Below are 16,016 nucleotides of genomic sequence, written 5' to 3'. Positions count from 1 at the left end.
GGACCGATGGCGAAGACTGGCAAACCCGTCGCGGACAAGGCCGCCAAGGCCGAGGCGAAGGCCGCGCGCAAGGCTGCTTCCAAGGAGCGCCGGAGTCAGCTCTGGCAGGCGTTCCAGATCCAGCGCAAGGAGGACACCCGGCTCCTGCCCTACATGATCGGCGCGTTCGTGCTGATCGTGGCGGTGGCCGTGGTCGTCGGCGTCGTCAGCGGCAGCGTGTTCACCATGGCGACGCTGATCCCCTTGGGCGTGGTGCTCGGCGCGCTGGTGGCGTTCATCATCTTCGGCCGGCGCGCGCAGAAGTCGGTGTACCGCAAGGCCGAAGGCCAGACCGGAGCCGCGGCGTGGGCGCTGGACAACCTGCGCGGCAAGTGGCGGGTCACCCCCGGGGTGGCTGCGACCGGGCACTTCGACGCGGTGCACCGCGTCATCGGTCGGCCGGGGGTGATCTTCGTCGGCGAGGGTTCGGCGACCCGGGTGAAGCCCCTGCTGGCCCAGGAGAAGAAGCGCACCGCGCGGCTCATCGGTGACACCCCGATCTACGACTTCGTGGTCGGCAACGGCGAGGGCGAGGTGCCGCTGTCCAAGCTGGAACGCCACCTCACCAAGCTGCCCGCCAACATCACCGTCAAGCAGATGGATGCGCTGGAGTCACGGCTCGCGGCACTGGGCTCGCGCATGGGCCCGGCCGCCATGCCGAAGGGACCGTTGCCCGCAGGCGCCAAGACGCGCGGCGTCCAGCGCACCGTGCGGCGCAAGTAGTCCCCTTGCGCCTCTCCGTCTAGAGCAGGCTCGAAAGGCCATTTCGGCCAACGCCTTTGGGGGGTGTGCAGATGTGTACTGCGTGTGAGTGGGCACCACACTTCGCAGCGTTCGGAGCGGCCAGGGCCAGCAGGCGGACGGCGTTGGCCGTCGCCGGGGTGGTGGCGGCCGCGACGGCAATGGCCGCCTGCGCCACGAGCGGCGAGCCGTCTGCCCCGTCGAGCGGTCCGGTGGACGACGGCGCCGATGACGGGCGCGCGGACTTCGTCTTCCGCAACGGCCCGATCTACACCGTCGCAGGTGCCAATCCGTGGGTGAAGGCCTTGGCGGTCACCGGCAAGACCATCACCCATGCCGGTGACGAGGCCGGCGCGATGAGGCTGGTCGGGGACGGCACCCGGGTCGTGGACCTCGGTGGTCGGCTGCTGATGCCCGGCTTCGTCGAGGCCCACATCCACCCGTTCATGGGCGCCTTCCTGACGTCGGGCCTGGACCTGCAGGTGCCCACCGGCGCCGACGCACTGGCCGCGATCGCCAAGTACGCCAAGGAGAATCCGGAGGGGCCGGTCCGCGGATTTGGCTGGCGGGTGGACATGTTCGGCCCGGAGGGGCCCAGTCGCGCCGATCTGGACGAGATCCTGCCCGACCGGCCGGGGTTCTTCTTCGCCATCGACGGGCACAGCCTGTGGGTCAACGGCAAGGCCCTGCAGATGGCCGGGGTCGACCGCAACACCCCTGATCCGATTCCCGGATTCAGCTACTACGCCCGCGACCGCAACGGCGATCCGACCGGATACGTGCTGGAGGTGGTGGCCGAGCTGCAGGTGGTCAACGCCGTCGAGCCGATCTCCACGGAGACGATGGCCAAGCTACTGGCGTCCTGGACGCCCAAGGCGGCCGCGGCAGGCATCACCTCGGTGTTCGACGCCGGGGTGCCGCCCATCGGTGAGGACCAGGCCGCCATCCTGAGCTTGTACACCGATGCCGAGAAGCGCGGCGAGCTGCCGTTCCGCGTCGTGGCGTCCTACGCGATCAAGGGCCCGCCCGTCGACGACGTGGTTGCCAAGATGACCGAGGTGCACGGCCGGATCGGCACCGAACTCGTCCGGGCCAACGTGCTGAAGATCGTCGGGGACGGCACCCAGGGCGGTTACACCGCCTGGCTGCTCGAGCCGTACGCCGACGATCCCAACTCGACCGGCGGCTCGCCGTTCACCGTCGAACAGTGGCACCGCATCGTGCGCGACGCCGACGCAGCGGGCTTCGACGTCCACGTGCACGCATGCGGGGAGCGCACCGTCCGGGTGGCGCTCGACGCGATCGCCGACGCGATCGCGGCCAACCCCGCCCGCGACCGCCGACACGCGGTGGCCCACCTCGTCTACGTCGAGGGTGACGACAACGAGCGGTTCGGCAAGCTCGGCGTCATCGCCCAGTTCTCGGCGAACTGGCTGTCGGCCGACCCGGACACCCTGATCAACATGGGTGCCCGCTACGGCGCCCCCCGCAAGGACCTGCTCTACCGGCCTCGCGACGTGCTGGCGTCTGGCGGGCGGATATCGCTGGGCACCGACTGGCCCGCGGCAGGCTACTTCTCGACGTACAAGCCGCTGGACTCCATTCAGATCGGTGTCACCCGGCAGCTCATCGGTGAGCCGGACGCGCCGGTACTGGCGCCGGCCGACCAGCGGCTGACCGTCGCCGAGGCCGTGCACGCCAACACCCTCGGGGCGGCGTATCAGATCAGGCTGGACGACGAGGTGGGATCTCTGGAGGTCGGCAAGCTCGCCGACCTCATCGTGCTGGACCGCAACATCCTCGAGATCGACCCGCACGACATTCACCGCGCCACCGTCACGATGACGATGATGAACGGCCAGATCCGGCACGAGATCTAGCGACGGACGATGGCCGTCCCGGTCAGGCGGTCCTGGAAGCCACGGCCGTCGGCATCGGTGAATAGAGCGGGTACGACCACGGCGACGAGCAGTCCGCGGCACAGCGCCCGCCCCACCCCCACGTGCAACCGGTGATCGACCGATGCCACGCGCAGTCCGAAGGCGTACTGGCCCGGGGTGAAGCCGAACAGGCGGACCGACATGACGCCCAGCACCAGCCAGACGCCCATCACCGCGGTCGATCCGACCTGCGACTGCAGAAAGCTCTTGGAGCTGACAAGCCCGACGGTGACGGCCAGGCTGGCGAGGCCGTAGGCGATGAACCAGTCCACGATCAGGGCGCCGACGCGTCGTCCAAACCCCACCAGGGAGCCGGGCCCGTGCGGTGGCAGACCGAGCCGTTGACCCGGAAAGTCGTTGGGTCCCTGAGAAGCATCGCCGGCCTCGGACGGCGGCGGGCCGGACAGCCAGGTGCTGAAGGAGCGGGCCATGAAACCAGCATAGGGTGGCCGTCTTCCAGGGTGACTACGTAACGTCAGCGCAACATGTGCTTGACCGCCGCGCAATATGGTGTACCTAGCGTCAACCGGCGGACCATCTGTAAAAAGGAGAATTCTCAGTGGCAGAAAAGACCGCGGACGACATCTTCAAGCTGATCAAGGATGAGAATGTCGAGTACGTCGACATTCGCTTCTGCGATCTGCCCGGTGTGGTTCAGCACTTCTCGATCCCGGCTTCGGCGTTCGACGAGAGCGTGTTCGAAGACGGGCTGGCCTTCGACGGATCGTCGGTGCGCGGCTTCCAGTCCATCCACGAGTCCGACATGATGCTGCTGCCGGACCCCAACACCGCGCGCATCGATCCGTTCCGCGCCGCCAAGACGCTGAACCTCAGCTTCTTCGTGCACGACCCGTTCACCCGCGAGGCCTACTCGCGTGACCCCCGCAACGTCGCGCGCAAGGCCGAGAACTACCTCGCCAGCACCGGCATCGCCGACACCGCGTTCTTCGGTGCCGAGGCCGAGTTCTACATCTTCGACTCGGTGAGCTTCGACTCGAAGATCAACGGCACCTTCTACGAGGTGGATTCGGAGTCGGGCTGGTGGAACAGCGGCGAGCCGTTCGAAGCCGATGGCAGCCCCAACCGCGGCTACAAGGTTCGCCCCAAGGGCGGCTACTTCCCCGTCGCGCCGTATGACCACTACGTCGACCTGCGCGACGAGATGGCGACCAACCTGCAGAACGCCGGGTTCGTCCTGGAGCGCGGTCACCACGAGGTCGGCACCGCCGGACAGGCCGAGATCAACTACAAGTTCGACACGCTGCTGGCCGCCGCCGACGACGTGCTGCTGTTCAAGTACATCATCAAGAACACGGCGTGGCAGAACGGCAAGACCGTCACCTTCATGCCCAAGCCGCTGTTCGGTGACAACGGCTCGGGAATGCACGCCCACCAGTCACTGTGGAAGGACGGCAAGCCGCTGTTCCACGACGAGTCGGGTTACGCCGGACTGTCGGACCTGGCCCGCCACTACATCGGCGGCATCCTGCACCACGCCCCGTCGCTGCTGGCGTTCACCAACCCGACGGTGAACTCCTACAAGCGTCTGGTGCCCGGCTACGAGGCCCCGATCAACCTGGTCTACAGCCAGCGCAACCGCTCGGCCTGCGTCCGCATCCCCATCACGGGCAACAACCCGAAGGCCAAGCGTCTCGAGTTCCGCTGCCCCGACAGCTCGGGCAACCCGTACCTGGCGTTCGCAGCGATGCTGATGGCCGGCATCGACGGCATCAAGAAGAAGATCGAGCCGCTCGCCCCGGTCGACAAGGACCTCTACGAGCTGCCCCCGGACGAGGCCGCCAACATCCCGCAGGCCCCGACCTCGCTATCGGCCGTGATCGACCGTCTCGAGGAGGATCACGAATACCTCACCGAGGGTGGCGTGTTCACCGAGGACCTGATCGAGACCTGGATCTCGTACAAGCGTGAGAATGAGATCATGCCGGTCCAGATCCGGCCGCACCCCTACGAGTTCAGCCTGTACTACGACGTCTAAACCGAGACACCCTCGATGGCAAAGGGCCGGATGGAGCGAAACTCCATCCGGCCCTTCGTCATTCGGCCCTCAGGCGTCGAGCGCTTGGTTCACACCAGCACCGCCGTGTCGGCGGGCGTCAGCGTGGAGGGCACCGTGATGGCGGGCCAGGCGAACATCGGATTGGCGACGACCGTGTAACCGATGTCCTCCAAGACGCCCTGCTCGATCTCTCCGATCGTCCTCTTCCCGGGGCCCGTCCCGGTACTGCTGTTCATCAGTAGCTGGTTCGGTCCACTGAAGACGTAATCGGCGAGGTGGCTCGTCGAGCTCCCCGGCTTGTAGGGATTCGACGAGAACAGCGGGACGGGTCGTCCTCCGTAGGCTTCGACGGCGTCGGACCCGTTGAAGTAAAGACCGCCCTGGTATCCGGTGATGTAGGAGTTGTAGTAGTCGTTCCACAGGAACGTCGTGGGGTCGATGGGAGATTGACCGTCCCAGGTAGTGACGAACTTGTCATAGACCGACCAGACGTTGAGGCTCGGGAAGCTGTCGGGCGCTCTGACGTTCGACAACCAGCCCAGCGAGTGCAACAACTCGTGCATCGCCACGGCCGTCATGTCGTATTGATCCGGCGCCACGGAGCCACCGACCGCCCACGGGTAGCTCCAGTTCCAGTTGATCACGCCGTCGGCCGCCGCCTGGTTGACGTCCTCACCGGTCAGCAGCTTGTGCTGCACGATGGTTTCGTGGAAGCCGGGGGTGGAGCCGTCGAAGGCGCTGCCGGCGTTGGCGAGGAACGCACCGGGTTGATACACGGAGTTGACCGCATAGGTCAACTGGGTGGGCTGCTTGACGATCAGGTAGGCGGCGACCCGCCGCGCCGCGTCGTACAGGGCGTTCTTGGCCTCGTCGGTCCACAGGTTGGCGCCGGTGCCGAAGGACAGGTCGAACGTGATCGCGCCCTGATTGACCAGCAAACCCGTGTCGGCGCCACCCCGGAACGGCGCGAGCACATTGACGTGCAGGCCGGGGTCGGTAGCAGCGATGCTGAAGGTGTCGACGCCCTCGAAATTGGGCCCTGGAGTGTAGAAGTAGGTGCCGTCGACGTTGAGGGTGACGCGACCGTATTTCGGCCCCTGAACGAGGGCGAACACTATCGCGTCGTTCTCGGGATCGGTGGCCAGGATGCGGCCCGCGATGGGGCCGCCGAGCCCGTTGGTGATGGTCACCGTTTGGTCCACCGTGGGCGCGAGGTTGAAGAACGTCCGTCGCAGCGTCCACATGGTGCCGGTGAGCGCGTCTTGCAGCTGGGGTGGAAGCGGCGCGTGTTGGATCAGGAACTGCAGGTTGGCCGTCATGGCGGTGATGAGCGCCGCGGTGTTGAGCTGCCACGTGTCGGCGTTGAGCTGTTCGTACTGCATGGCCCACGGATCGTTGGCGGTGGGTATCACGATGGCGGCCGCCGACGGTGCCGCCGATGCGGCGACGGGTGTGACCGTCACCGACGCAGCGGGCTCGTCGTTTGCCGGTGCGACGTCGGAGATGGATTCGGCCGGAGTCGGATTCGAGTGATGGGTGCCAGATTGCTCGGCGGTAACGGTGGACTGCTCGGCGGTAACGGTGGACTGCAAGGCGGTAACGGTGGTTTCATCGGCACCGGCTACAGCGGCCACATTCGTGGGCTGACTATCGCTCGACGTCGACGAGCCGGCCGAGTGCCCATTGGTGTTAGTTCCCGAACTACTCTCTGCCACTGAGGAATTCGAGGACGTTGACGATGACGTAGCGGCCGAGGAGGCCACGTGGGTGCTCTGCGTGGTCTGGGCCGAGACGGTCGAGCCACTTACCCGGTGTCCGGGCGAGTCGTCATCGTCCGATCCAGAAGCCGACCCCGACGACGAACCGGTCGCGGAGCTAGTCGAGGAGGTGGGCGAGGAACCAGCCGACGAGCTGGACGCTGAGCTGGACGAGGAACCAGCCGACGAGCTGGACGAGGAACCAGCCGAGGAGGAGCTCGACGAGCCGGTGTCGTCGGCGGCCGCCACACCCAATTGTGGGCCGACCAGAGACGCACTCCACAATGCCGCGCCCATACCGGCCGAGGCCACCCCCACCCGTAGCCAGCTCCGCACCGCGAACGCCTCAGCGCGCCGCGCGCGATGTCGACCGGACATAATTGACCCCCCAGACAATTTGACTAAGCAAACTGTACGGTGCCGTGTCACGTTGCGCAACTGCGAGACCGAAGACTTCAGCAACGCCAGCAGACCGTTGTCGGGGCTTGCTGCGTCGGCCCTCACTCCCCGAAGACCCGACGCACGACCATCTTCGCGCGGCGGGTCACCCGCAGGTAGTTGTCCAGGAACTCGCCGCCGTCGCCGTTCTCCCAGCCCGCCGCGCTCGCGACCGCGTTGAGCTGGCGCCCCGGCCCGGGTAGCTGATCGGACGGCTTGCCACGGACGAGCACCAGCGCGTTGCGCGCCCGCGTCGCCGTCAGCCACGCCTGCCGAAGCTGGTCGACGTCGCCCTCGGCGATCAGCTCGGCCGCGCCGATGGCGTTGAGCGCGTCCAGCGTCGAGGTGGTGTGCAGCGCGGGAATCTGGTGTGCGTAGCGCAGTTGCAGCAGCTGCACGGTCCACTCGACGTCGGCCAGTCCGCCGCGGCCCAGCTTGGTGTGGGTGTTCGGATCGGCACCGCGCGGCAGGCGTTCGGCGTCGATGCGGGCCTTGAGCCGACGGATCTCGCGCACGGCCTCGGCCGACACGCCGCCCGGCGGATACCGCGTCTTGTCGGCCATCAACAGGAATCGCAGCCCAAGATCCTCGTCCCCGGCGACGCGGTGCGCCCGCAGCAGCGCCTGCACCTCCCAGGTCTGGGCGAATCGGGCGTAGTACGCCTCATAGGACGCCAGCGTGCGCACCAGGGGGCCGGACCGACCCTCGGGCCGCAGATTGGTGTCGACGTCCAGCGGCGGGTCCGCACTCGGGGTGCCGAGCACCTTGCGCACCTGCTCGGCGATGGTCACCGACCACTTCACCGCCACCGATTCCTCGGTGTCGCCGATGGGTTCGCAGACGAACATGACGTCGGCGTCGGAGCCGTAGCCCAGCTCGCCACCCCCGAGCCGACCCATCCCGATGACCGCGATGCGGGCCGGCGGCCCACCGGCGGGGGTGTTCGCGCGGATGACGACGTCCAGCGCGGCCTGCAGCACCGCCACCCAGATCGAGGTCAGCGCCTTGCAGACATCGGTCACCGGGAGCATCCCCAGCAGATCCGCCGAGGCCACCCGGGCCAGCTCACGCCGCCGCAGGGTCCGAGCCGCCGCGATCGCCCGCGTCGGCTCGTCCTGCCGGCCCGCGGAGGCGATCAGCGCACGGGCCAGCCCCTCGGGTTCGGTCTCGAGAAGCTTGGGCCCGGTGGGACCGTCGGCGTACTGCTGGATGACCTCCGGGGCGCGCATCAGCAGTTCGGGGACGAACGCCGACGTGCCGAGCACCCGCATCAGTCGCTTGGCGACGGCCCCCTCGTCACGCAGCGAGGCCAGGAACCACCGCTGATCGGCAAGGTGCTCGCTGATGCGCCGGTACGCCAGTAACCCGGCGTCGGGGTCGGGGGTGTCCGACAGCCAGTCCAGCAGCGTCGGCAGCAGCACCTGCTGCACCCGGCCACGTCGGCCACCCGCGCTGGTGAGGGCGGCGAGATGGGTCAGGGCGCTTTGCGGTCCCTCGTAACCCAGTGCGGCGAGCTGACGTTCGGCGGCCTCGGGTGACATGGTCGGCGAGAGCTCGACGGATTGGGTCTCCACCGATTCGAGCAGCGGTTGGTAGAAGAGCTTGGCGTGCAGCCGGGAGACCCGTCGACTCTGCCGCTTGAGCTCCTCACGCAGCACCCCGAGCGCGTCGTGCTGTCCGTCGGGCCGCATGTGCGCGGCGCGCGCCAGCCAGCGCATCGCCTCGTCGTCATCGGGTTCGGGCAGCATGTGGGTGCGCTTGAGCCGCTGCAGTTGCAAGCGGTGTTCGAGCAGTCGCAAGAATTCATAGGACGCGGTCATGTTGGCGGCGTCGTCGCGCCCGACGTACCCGCCTTCCCCGAGGGCGGCCAGCGCCTCGACGGTGGACTTCACGTGCAGGGACGGGTCGTTGCGGCCATGCACCAGCTGCAGCAGCTGCACGGCGAACTCGACGTCGCGCAATCCCCCGGTGCCGAGCTTGAGCTCACGGGCCCGCACCCCGGCGGGCACCAGTTCCTCGACGCGCCGACGCATCGCCTGCACCTCGGCGACGAAGTCCTCCCGCTCGCATGCCGCCCAGACCATCGGCATGAGTGCAGCCATGTACTGCTCGCCGAGCTCCGGATCGCCAACGGCCGGCCTTGCCTTCAGCAGGGCCTGGAACTCCCAGGTCTTGGCCCACCGCTGGTAGTACGCCACATGGGATTCCAACGTGCGGACCAGCTGGCCGTGCTTGCCCTCGGGCCGCAGTGCGGCGTCGACCTCGAAGAAGGCATCGGCGGCGAACCGCATCAGCTCACCGGCCACCCTGGTGGCAACGGCGTCGGCCTTCTCACCGACGAAGATGACGTCGACGTCGCTGACGTAGTTCAGCTCGCGCGCCCCGCACTTGCCCATCGCGATGACGGCCAACCGGGGTGCGGGCAGGTCTTCCTTGGGGCCCTGGCACACCGTGCGGGTGGCCACGATCAGCGCCGCCCCCAGCGCCGCGTCGGCGAGGTCGGACAGGTGCGCCCCGACCGTCGGGAACGGCAGGACCGGTTCGTTCTCCACCGTCGGGGCAAGATCCTGCCCGGCGAGCACCAGCAGCCGGTCCCGGTAGAGGACGCGCAAAACCGCTGGGTCCGAGGATGTCTCGGCCAACTCGGCGAACATGCGGTGCAGTTCGGCCGCCGCCGGGAGGGTGACCCGGCCCGCCAGCAGATGCCACGACTGCGGGTGCGCCACCAGGTGATCGCCCAGCGCCAGGGAGGACCCGAGCACGCCGAACAACCGGCCGCGCAGACCGCGGTCCTTGACCAGCTCGTGGTTCAGCTCGTCCCAGTCGTCCTCGAGGGCATCGGCCAGGCGCACCATCGCGCGCAGTGCGAGATCGGCGTCGGGTGATCGCGACAGCGACCACAGCAGTTCGACGTGGGCATCGGTGTTCCAACCCAGCCGGTCCAGGTCGGCGCGGGCCGGCGGTTCGACCAATCCCAGCCTGCCGACGCTGGGCAGCGTGGGTCGCTGCGTCGCGGGTTTGGGCACGGCACGACGTTAGCGCACCGGACTAGAGCGAAAGGTAGGTCTTCAGCTCGTACGGCGTCACGTGGCTGCGGTAGTTCTCCCACTCGGCGCGCTTGTTGCGCAGGAAGAAGTCGAATACGTGCTCCCCCAGCGCTTCTGCGACCAGCTCGGAGTTCTCCATCTCGGAGAGCGCCACCCCGAGGCTGCCCGGCAGCTCGCGGTACCCCATCGCCCTGCGTTCCTCGGGGGTCAGGTTCCAGACGTTGTCCTCGGCCTGCGGGCCAAGCACGTAGTTCTTCTCCACACCGCGCAAACCGGCCGCGAGCAGCACCGCGAACGCCAGGTAGGGGTTGCAGGCGGAGTCGGGGCTGCGTACTTCGATGCGACGCGACGACGCCTTGCGCGGGGTGTACATCGGCACGCGAACCAGCGCCGACCGGTTGGCCGCGCCCCACGATGCCGCGGTCGGCGCCTCACCACCCTGGACGAGCCGCTTGTAGGAGTTCACCCACTGGTTGGTGACGGCGCTGATCTCGCTGGCGTGCTCGAGGATGCCGGCGATGAACGACTTGCCAACCGGCGAGAGCTGCAGTGGATCGTCGGGGGTGTGGAAGGCGTTGGTGTCGCCCTCGAAGAGGCTCATGTGGGTGTGCATGGCAGAGCCCGGATACTCACTGAACGGCTTGGGCATGAACGATGCCCGCACGCCTTCGGTGAGCGCCACCTCCTTGACGACGTAGCGGAACGTCATCACGTTGTCGGCCATCGACAGGGCGTCGGCGTAGCGCAGGTCGATCTCTTGCTGGCCGGGCGCACCCTCGTGGTGGCTGAACTCCACCGAGATGCCCATCGACTCGAGTGCGTCGATGGCGTGGCGGCGGAAGTTGGGGGCCGAGTCGTGCACGGCCTGATCGAAGTAGCCGCCGTTGTCGGCTGGCACCGGCTCGGAGCCGTCGTACGGACCGGGCTGCAGCAGGAAGAACTCGATCTCCGGGTGCACGTAGCAGGAGAAGCCGAGATCGCTGGCCTTGGCCAGCTGCCGGCGCAGCACGTGCCGCGAGTCCGCCCAGGACGGGGAACCGTCGGGCATGGTGATGTCGCAGAACATGCGGGCGGAGTGGTGTTTGCCGGTACTGGTCGTCCACGGCAGCACCTGGAACGTCGACGGATCGGGGCGAGCGACGGTGTCCGATTCCGACACGCGGGCGAAGCCTTCGATCGAGGATCCGTCGAAGCCGATGCCTTCTTCGAAGGCGCCCTCGAGCTCGGCAGGCGCAATCGCGACGGACTTGAGGTATCCGAGCACGTCGGTGAACCACAGCCGAACGAAGCGGATGTCCCGCTCCTCGAGCGTCCGGAGCACGAATTCCTTCTGCCGATCCATGTGCGAAGCGTAGGCACCGGCTGTTAATTCCGTGTTACACGCCTGGTGCTAGCACTGAAGGTTTGGGGCCGGCTGGGTGGAATCGACCAGGAAGGCCACCACCGCGGTGTCGACGCAGGCATCGCCGTTGAACACGACGGTGTGCTGCGTGCCGTTGAAGGTGATGAGCGACGCGTCCATCTCGCGCGCCAGCTCGACGCCGGCGGCGTACGGCGTGGCGGGATCGTGGGTCGTCGACACCACCACGACCTTTCCGGGTCCCGGCGAGGTGGCTGGGCGCGGTGACGACGTCGGCGGTACGGGCCACATCGCACACGCATCCTTCGGGGCCAGGCCGGTGAACTCCCCGTAGGCCATGAACGGCGCTGCCGCGCGGGCTTGCCGATCCGCCTCGGCCAGCACGGCCGGATCCGTCGGGTATGGCGCGTCCACGCAGCGGATCGCCAGGAAGGCATCCTGCTGATTCGAATAGTGCCCCGAGGTGTCGCGGCGCTGATAGTCGTCGGCCAGCAACAGCAGGTCACCGGCGTCGGTGCCACGTTCCAGGCCGAGCAGACCGCTGGTGAGGAACTTCCAATACCGTTGCGTGTAGAGGGCGTTCGCGGTCCCGGTGATGGCGTCCTGGTAGCTCAGCCCGCGCGGATCCGACGTCGGTCCGGGTTGGGCCACCAGCGGGTCGACGAGTTGGTGGTAGCGCGCCACGAACTGCGTGGGATCCTGCCCAAGCGGGCAGTCGTAGGACCGCGCGCAATCGGCGGCATAGTCGTCGAACGCGGTCTGGAATCCGGCGAGCTGGCGGATGTTCTCGGCGGTCGGATCGGCGTTCGGGTCGACCGCGCCGTCGAGCACCATGGCCCGCACCCGGTCGCCGAACAGCTCGGCGTACTTGGCGCCCAGCTCGGTTCCGTAGGAGTAACCGAGATAGTTGATCTGGGGATCGCCCAGTGCGGCACGCACGGCGTCCATGTCGCGCGCGGTCGACGCCGTGCCGACGTTGGCCAGGAATTCCAGCCCGGTCCGGTCGACGCAGTCCTGGGCGATCTGCCGGTAGACCTGCTCGATGTGTTCCACCCCGGCGGGGCTGTAGTCGGTCAGCGGCTCGCGGCGGTAGGCGTCGAACTCGGCGTCGGTGCGGCAGCGGACCTGGGGCGTGGAGTGCCCGACGCCGCGCGGGTCGAACCCGACCAGGTCGAAGCTGCGGGTCAGGTCGGTGCCGGCGAGGTTGGCCGCCATGGTGGCGACGGTGTCCACGGCCGACGCGCCCGGCCCGCCGGGGTTGACCATCAGCGCACCGATGCGCTGGCCCGTGGCCGGCACCCGGATGACGGCCAATTGTGCTTGCGCCCCTTCGGGATTCGCATAGTCGACCGGCACGCTGACCATCCCGCACTGGGCGGTGGGCAGGGTGACGATGGCGCCGACGAAGCCCGAGCAGCTGCCCCAGACGGGGGCCGGCGACGCCGAGGCGTGCGGAAGGGTGAACGCCACGAAGACCGACGCCACCGGGATCGTGAGCAGCATCGCGATTAGCCTGCCCACCAACCACATGGCGAACATGCTCGCATGCGGTGGGTGCCGGGGCAGCGGGCGGGTGCGAGCAGAGACTACTCGGCAACCAGACGGTGATGCGTTGGTGACCTCACCCGACCCAAGGCGAAACCGATTGGCGTGCTTGCCCGTCAGCAGGTGGCGCCGGGCGGTGGCACCACCACGTCGACGAGGTACCTGGCGGCGATGTCGTCGACGCACCTGTCACCCTGGAAGACCACGGTGTGCTGCGTGCCGTCGAACGTCAGCAGTGAACCGCCCAGTTGCTTGGCCAGGTCCACGCCGGCCTGGTATGGCGTGGCGGGATCGTTGGTGGTCGAGACCACCAGCACCGGCGGCAGACCTGCCACGTCGATGCGGTGGGGCGTGGAGGTGGGCGGCACCGGCCAGAAGGCACAGGTGCCCAACGGGGCGTTGCCGGTGAACTGTCCGTAGCTCATGAACGGCGCGACCTCCCGCGAGCGGCGGTCCTCGTCGACGACGGTCTTTCGGTCCTTGATCGGGGGCTCGTCGACGCAGTTGACCGCGACCCGGACGTCGGTCGAGTTGTTGTAGTGGCCACGCTCGTCGCGCCCCATGTACAGGTCGGCGAGAGCCAGCATGGTGTCGCCGGTGCCGTCCTTGAGCTCCGAGAGTGCCTGGGTCAGATGGCGCCACAGGTTCGGCGAGTACAGCGGCAGGATGGTGCCGACGACGGAGTCGCTGTAGCTCAGGCCGCGCGGGTCCTTGGTCTTGGCGGGTCGTCGAACGAGCGGCTCGACGAGGCTCTTGTAGACGTCGACGGCCTTGGTCGGATCGGTGCCCAGCGGGCAGCTCGGGCTCTTGGCGCAGTCGGCGGCGTAGTCGTTGAACGCGGTCTGGAAGGCAGCGGCCTGGCGGATGTCGGCCTCGACCGGGTCGGCGTTCGGGTCGACGGCACCGTCGAGGATCATCGCGCGGACGTTCTGCGGGTAGGCCTCGGCGTACGCCGATCCGATGCGGGTGCCGTACGAGTAACCGAGGTACGTCAGCTTCTGATCGCCCAGCGTGGCGCGCATGGCGTCGAGATCCTTTATCACGCTTGCCGTTCCGACGTTGGCGAGGAAGTCGTTGCCCATCTTCTCGATGCAGCGCCCGACGAAGGCCTTGGTCTCGGACTCGATGTGGGCGACACCCGCGGGGGTGTAGTCGACCTGCGGGTCGGCCCGGGTCCGGTCGTTGTCGGCGTCGGAGTTGCACCAGACCGAGGGCGTCGAGGCACCCACGCCGCGAGGGTCGAAGCCGACCAGGTCGAAGCGCTGCCGCACCGAATCGGGTAGCGACCCGACCACGGACGCCGCGGCCTGCACCCCGGACTCCCCTGGACCACCGGGGTTGACGATCAGCGAACCGATCTTCTGCCCGGTGGCCTTGAACCGAATCATCGCGATTCGCGCCACGTCACCGTCGGGCTTCGCGTAATCGACCGGGACCGACAGCATTCCGCATTCCGCACCCGCTGGGATGCGGACGTCCGACGACGCGAGATCGCATTGCGCCCAGTCGACCGGCGACCCCGGCCGCGGCGTGGCGATGACGCCACGGCCATTGACCACGGTGCTGCAGCCCGCCACGACCGATACCACCAGGACGGCCGCGAGGACCCCGCGTCTGAGGTTCATGGCTGCCATGCTGCCATGAACACTCGTCCGCGCAGTTGAGTGGCACAGCCGGTGCCTAGCGGGTGGCGTCGAGCAACTCCTGCAGCGCCACGGCGAAGTCGTCGGCCATGTCCCACAGATCCGGCAGCAGTTCGGGGCACGAGATCAGGCCGACGTCGAGGGTGCCGTTGAGCGACATGACGGTGATGTTCAGACCCGACCCGTGAAAGATCGGGCCCAGCGGATACATCGCCTTGACCAACGCACCCAGGAAGTACAGCGGCTCCTGCGGCCCGGGCACGTTGGAGACGACCAGATTGTGCACCGGCGCGGCGCTGGTGAGCCGGCTCGAGGCGTAGACCCGCATCGCGACGCCGAACACCGCTGGCGCGGCGAACTGCGACCAATCCTGCAGCAAGGTGGCACCGATGGCCGCACTGTGTTGCTTGGCAACGGAATTCGCACTCGCGATGACCTTGAGCCGCTCCGCCGGATCCTCCACGTCGGTCGCCAGGCTGGCGAACATGCCCGAAACCTGGTTGCGGCCCGGCCGATCCGACTTGTCGTGGACCGACACCGGAACCATGGCGACGAGCGTGCTGTCGGGCAGTTCGTCACGGTCGAGCAGGAAGCGGCGCAACACCCCCGAGACCAGCGCCATCACCACGTCGTTGACCTTGACCCCGAAGTGGTTCTTGACGGCCTTCACGTCCTCGAGGTCGAGCTGGGCAAAGGCGACGTTGCGGTGCGCGGTGAGAGTGGCGTTGAACCTGGTCTTCGGTGCCGCGAAGGGCGCGGCCATGGTCAGTCCGCTGCGGGCGCGGCGAACGGTGTCGACCACCGTGGAAAGGGTCGAGGGCAGCACGTTGAACAGCTTGAGCGGCCGGGTGGCGTACTTGATGGCCCCGCTGATGGCGATCTCCAGGTCCGTGCCGCCGCCCACGCCCTCGACCGGGTCGGGCGGCGGCGCGTCGGGTTCGGTGGAGCACAGCTGCGACATCAGATTGGCACCGGTCACCCCGTCGACCCCGGCGTGGTGCACCTTGGTCAGAACCGCGAGCCGCCCGCCGTCGTAGGCGTCGGTGCCCGCCACGTTCTCGATCACCCACATCTCCCACAGCGGCCGGTTGCGGTCCAGGTTGAGTGACGCGATGTGCCCGCAGATCTCCCCCAGCTCGATCCGGCCGCCGGGGGCCGGCAACCCGATGCGGTGCAGGTGCCGATCGACGTCGAAGTCCTTGTCCTCTACCCACACCGGATGATCGAGGTTGAACCGGTTGTCGCCGAGCTTCTCGCGGAACTCCGGCATCGCCTTGATGCGAAGGCTCAGCGCGTCGCGCAGCCGATCGAAGGTGTATCCGCCGGGAATGGTCGAGGTGTCGATCTCGAGGATCGAGCACACGTGCAGCGGCTGGCTCGGGGTCTCGAGGTAGAGGAAGCTGGCGTCGAGTCCGCTGAGCCGTTGCATGCCGCGATGGTAGGCCCGCCGCCTGGAGCAAGTGTGAGGAACCGCACTTCATCACCTGTT

Annotated in this window: 10 protein-coding genes; 3 read left to right on the top strand and 7 right to left on the bottom strand. The window is 67.9% G+C overall.

Translation table 11 applies throughout. The annotated features are described in order from the left end of the window. Positions 1–6: 6 nt before the first annotated feature. Positions 7–762: a DUF4191 domain-containing protein gene (locus SBI80_RS27340; RefSeq protein WP_318978231.1), complete on the top strand. Its 756-nt coding sequence runs from the start codon at positions 7–9 to the stop codon at positions 760–762. A 71-nt stretch (positions 763–833) separates the two neighbouring features. Beyond that, positions 834–2,660, top strand: a complete 1,827-nt coding sequence (locus tag SBI80_RS27335) for an amidohydrolase (RefSeq protein WP_318978229.1) — start codon at positions 834–836, stop codon at positions 2,658–2,660. Here the strand turns inward: SBI80_RS27335 and SBI80_RS27330 are convergent. Further along, positions 2,657–3,151, bottom strand: a complete 495-nt coding sequence (locus tag SBI80_RS27330) for an RDD family protein (protein ID WP_318978227.1) — start codon at positions 3,149–3,151, stop codon at positions 2,657–2,659. The two genes, SBI80_RS27335 and SBI80_RS27330, sit on opposite strands and share 4 nt — an antisense overlap. Before the next feature lie 128 nt (positions 3,152–3,279). Between SBI80_RS27330 and glnA (SBI80_RS27325) the strand changes: the two genes are divergently transcribed. Then, on the top strand, positions 3,280–4,716 hold the full coding sequence (gene glnA, locus SBI80_RS27325; RefSeq protein WP_318978226.1) for a type I glutamate--ammonia ligase: 1,437 nt from the start codon (positions 3,280–3,282) through the stop codon (positions 4,714–4,716). 89 nt (positions 4,717–4,805) lie between these two features. Here the strand turns inward: glnA (SBI80_RS27325) and SBI80_RS27320 are convergent, their stop codons facing one another. The 6 genes from SBI80_RS27320 to SBI80_RS27295 all read right to left on the bottom strand — a co-directional run bounded on the left by SBI80_RS27320 (position 4,806) and on the right by SBI80_RS27295 (position 15,956). Next, positions 4,806–6,329, bottom strand: a complete 1,524-nt coding sequence (locus SBI80_RS27320; protein WP_318978225.1) for an Ig-like domain-containing protein — start codon at positions 6,327–6,329, stop codon at positions 4,806–4,808. Between the two features lie 665 nt (positions 6,330–6,994). Then, entirely contained in the window at positions 6,995–9,958 is a 2,964-nt protein-coding gene (locus SBI80_RS27315; protein ID WP_318978224.1) for a bifunctional [glutamine synthetase] adenylyltransferase/[glutamine synthetase]-adenylyl-L-tyrosine phosphorylase, read from the bottom strand. A 22-nt stretch (positions 9,959–9,980) separates the two neighbouring features. After that, a complete protein-coding gene (glnA, locus tag SBI80_RS27310) occupies positions 9,981–11,321 on the bottom strand; it encodes a type I glutamate--ammonia ligase (protein WP_318978222.1) in 1,341 nt (446 codons plus the stop codon). A 48-nt stretch (positions 11,322–11,369) separates the two neighbouring features. Beyond that, positions 11,370–12,878: an alpha/beta hydrolase gene (locus tag SBI80_RS27305; RefSeq protein ID WP_318978220.1), complete on the bottom strand. Its 1,509-nt coding sequence runs from the start codon at positions 12,876–12,878 to the stop codon at positions 11,370–11,372. 122 nt (positions 12,879–13,000) lie between these two features. Further along, on the bottom strand, positions 13,001–14,509 hold the full coding sequence (locus SBI80_RS27300; RefSeq protein ID WP_318978219.1) for an alpha/beta hydrolase: 1,509 nt from the start codon (positions 14,507–14,509) through the stop codon (positions 13,001–13,003). A gap of 55 nt (positions 14,510–14,564) precedes the next feature. After that, positions 14,565–15,956 (bottom strand): WS/DGAT/MGAT family O-acyltransferase, encoded by a 1,392-nt coding sequence (locus tag SBI80_RS27295; RefSeq protein WP_318978218.1) that lies wholly within the window; start codon positions 15,954–15,956, stop codon positions 14,565–14,567. Between the last annotated feature and the right edge of the window lie 60 nt (positions 15,957–16,016).

The organism is Mycolicibacterium sichuanense (genome assembly GCF_033741125.1).
Lineage (GTDB): Bacteria > Actinomycetota > Actinomycetes > Mycobacteriales > Mycobacteriaceae > Mycobacterium.
This window is presented reverse-complemented; position numbering and strand designations above follow the sequence as displayed.

What these genes read in the sequence shown, in the direction of transcription:
- SBI80_RS27340 (WP_318978231.1), top strand. Translation starts at nt 7, where the DNA reads ATGGCGAAGACTGGCAAACCCGTCGCGGACAAGGCCGCCAAGGCCGAG.
- SBI80_RS27335 (WP_318978229.1), top strand. Translation starts at nt 834, where the DNA reads ATGTGTACTGCGTGTGAGTGGGCACCACACTTCGCAGCGTTCGGAGCG.
- SBI80_RS27330 (WP_318978227.1), bottom strand. Translation starts at nt 3,151, where the DNA reads ATGGCCCGCTCCTTCAGCACCTGGCTGTCCGGCCCGCCGCCGTCCGAG.
- glnA (WP_318978222.1), bottom strand. Translation starts at nt 11,321, where the DNA reads ATGGATCGGCAGAAGGAATTCGTGCTCCGGACGCTCGAGGAGCGGGAC.
- SBI80_RS27305 (WP_318978220.1), bottom strand. Translation starts at nt 12,878, where the DNA reads ATGTTCGCCATGTGGTTGGTGGGCAGGCTAATCGCGATGCTGCTCACG.
- SBI80_RS27300 (WP_318978219.1), bottom strand. Translation starts at nt 14,509, where the DNA reads ATGAACCTCAGACGCGGGGTCCTCGCGGCCGTCCTGGTGGTATCGGTC.
- SBI80_RS27295 (WP_318978218.1), bottom strand. Translation starts at nt 15,956, where the DNA reads ATGCAACGGCTCAGCGGACTCGACGCCAGCTTCCTCTACCTCGAGACC.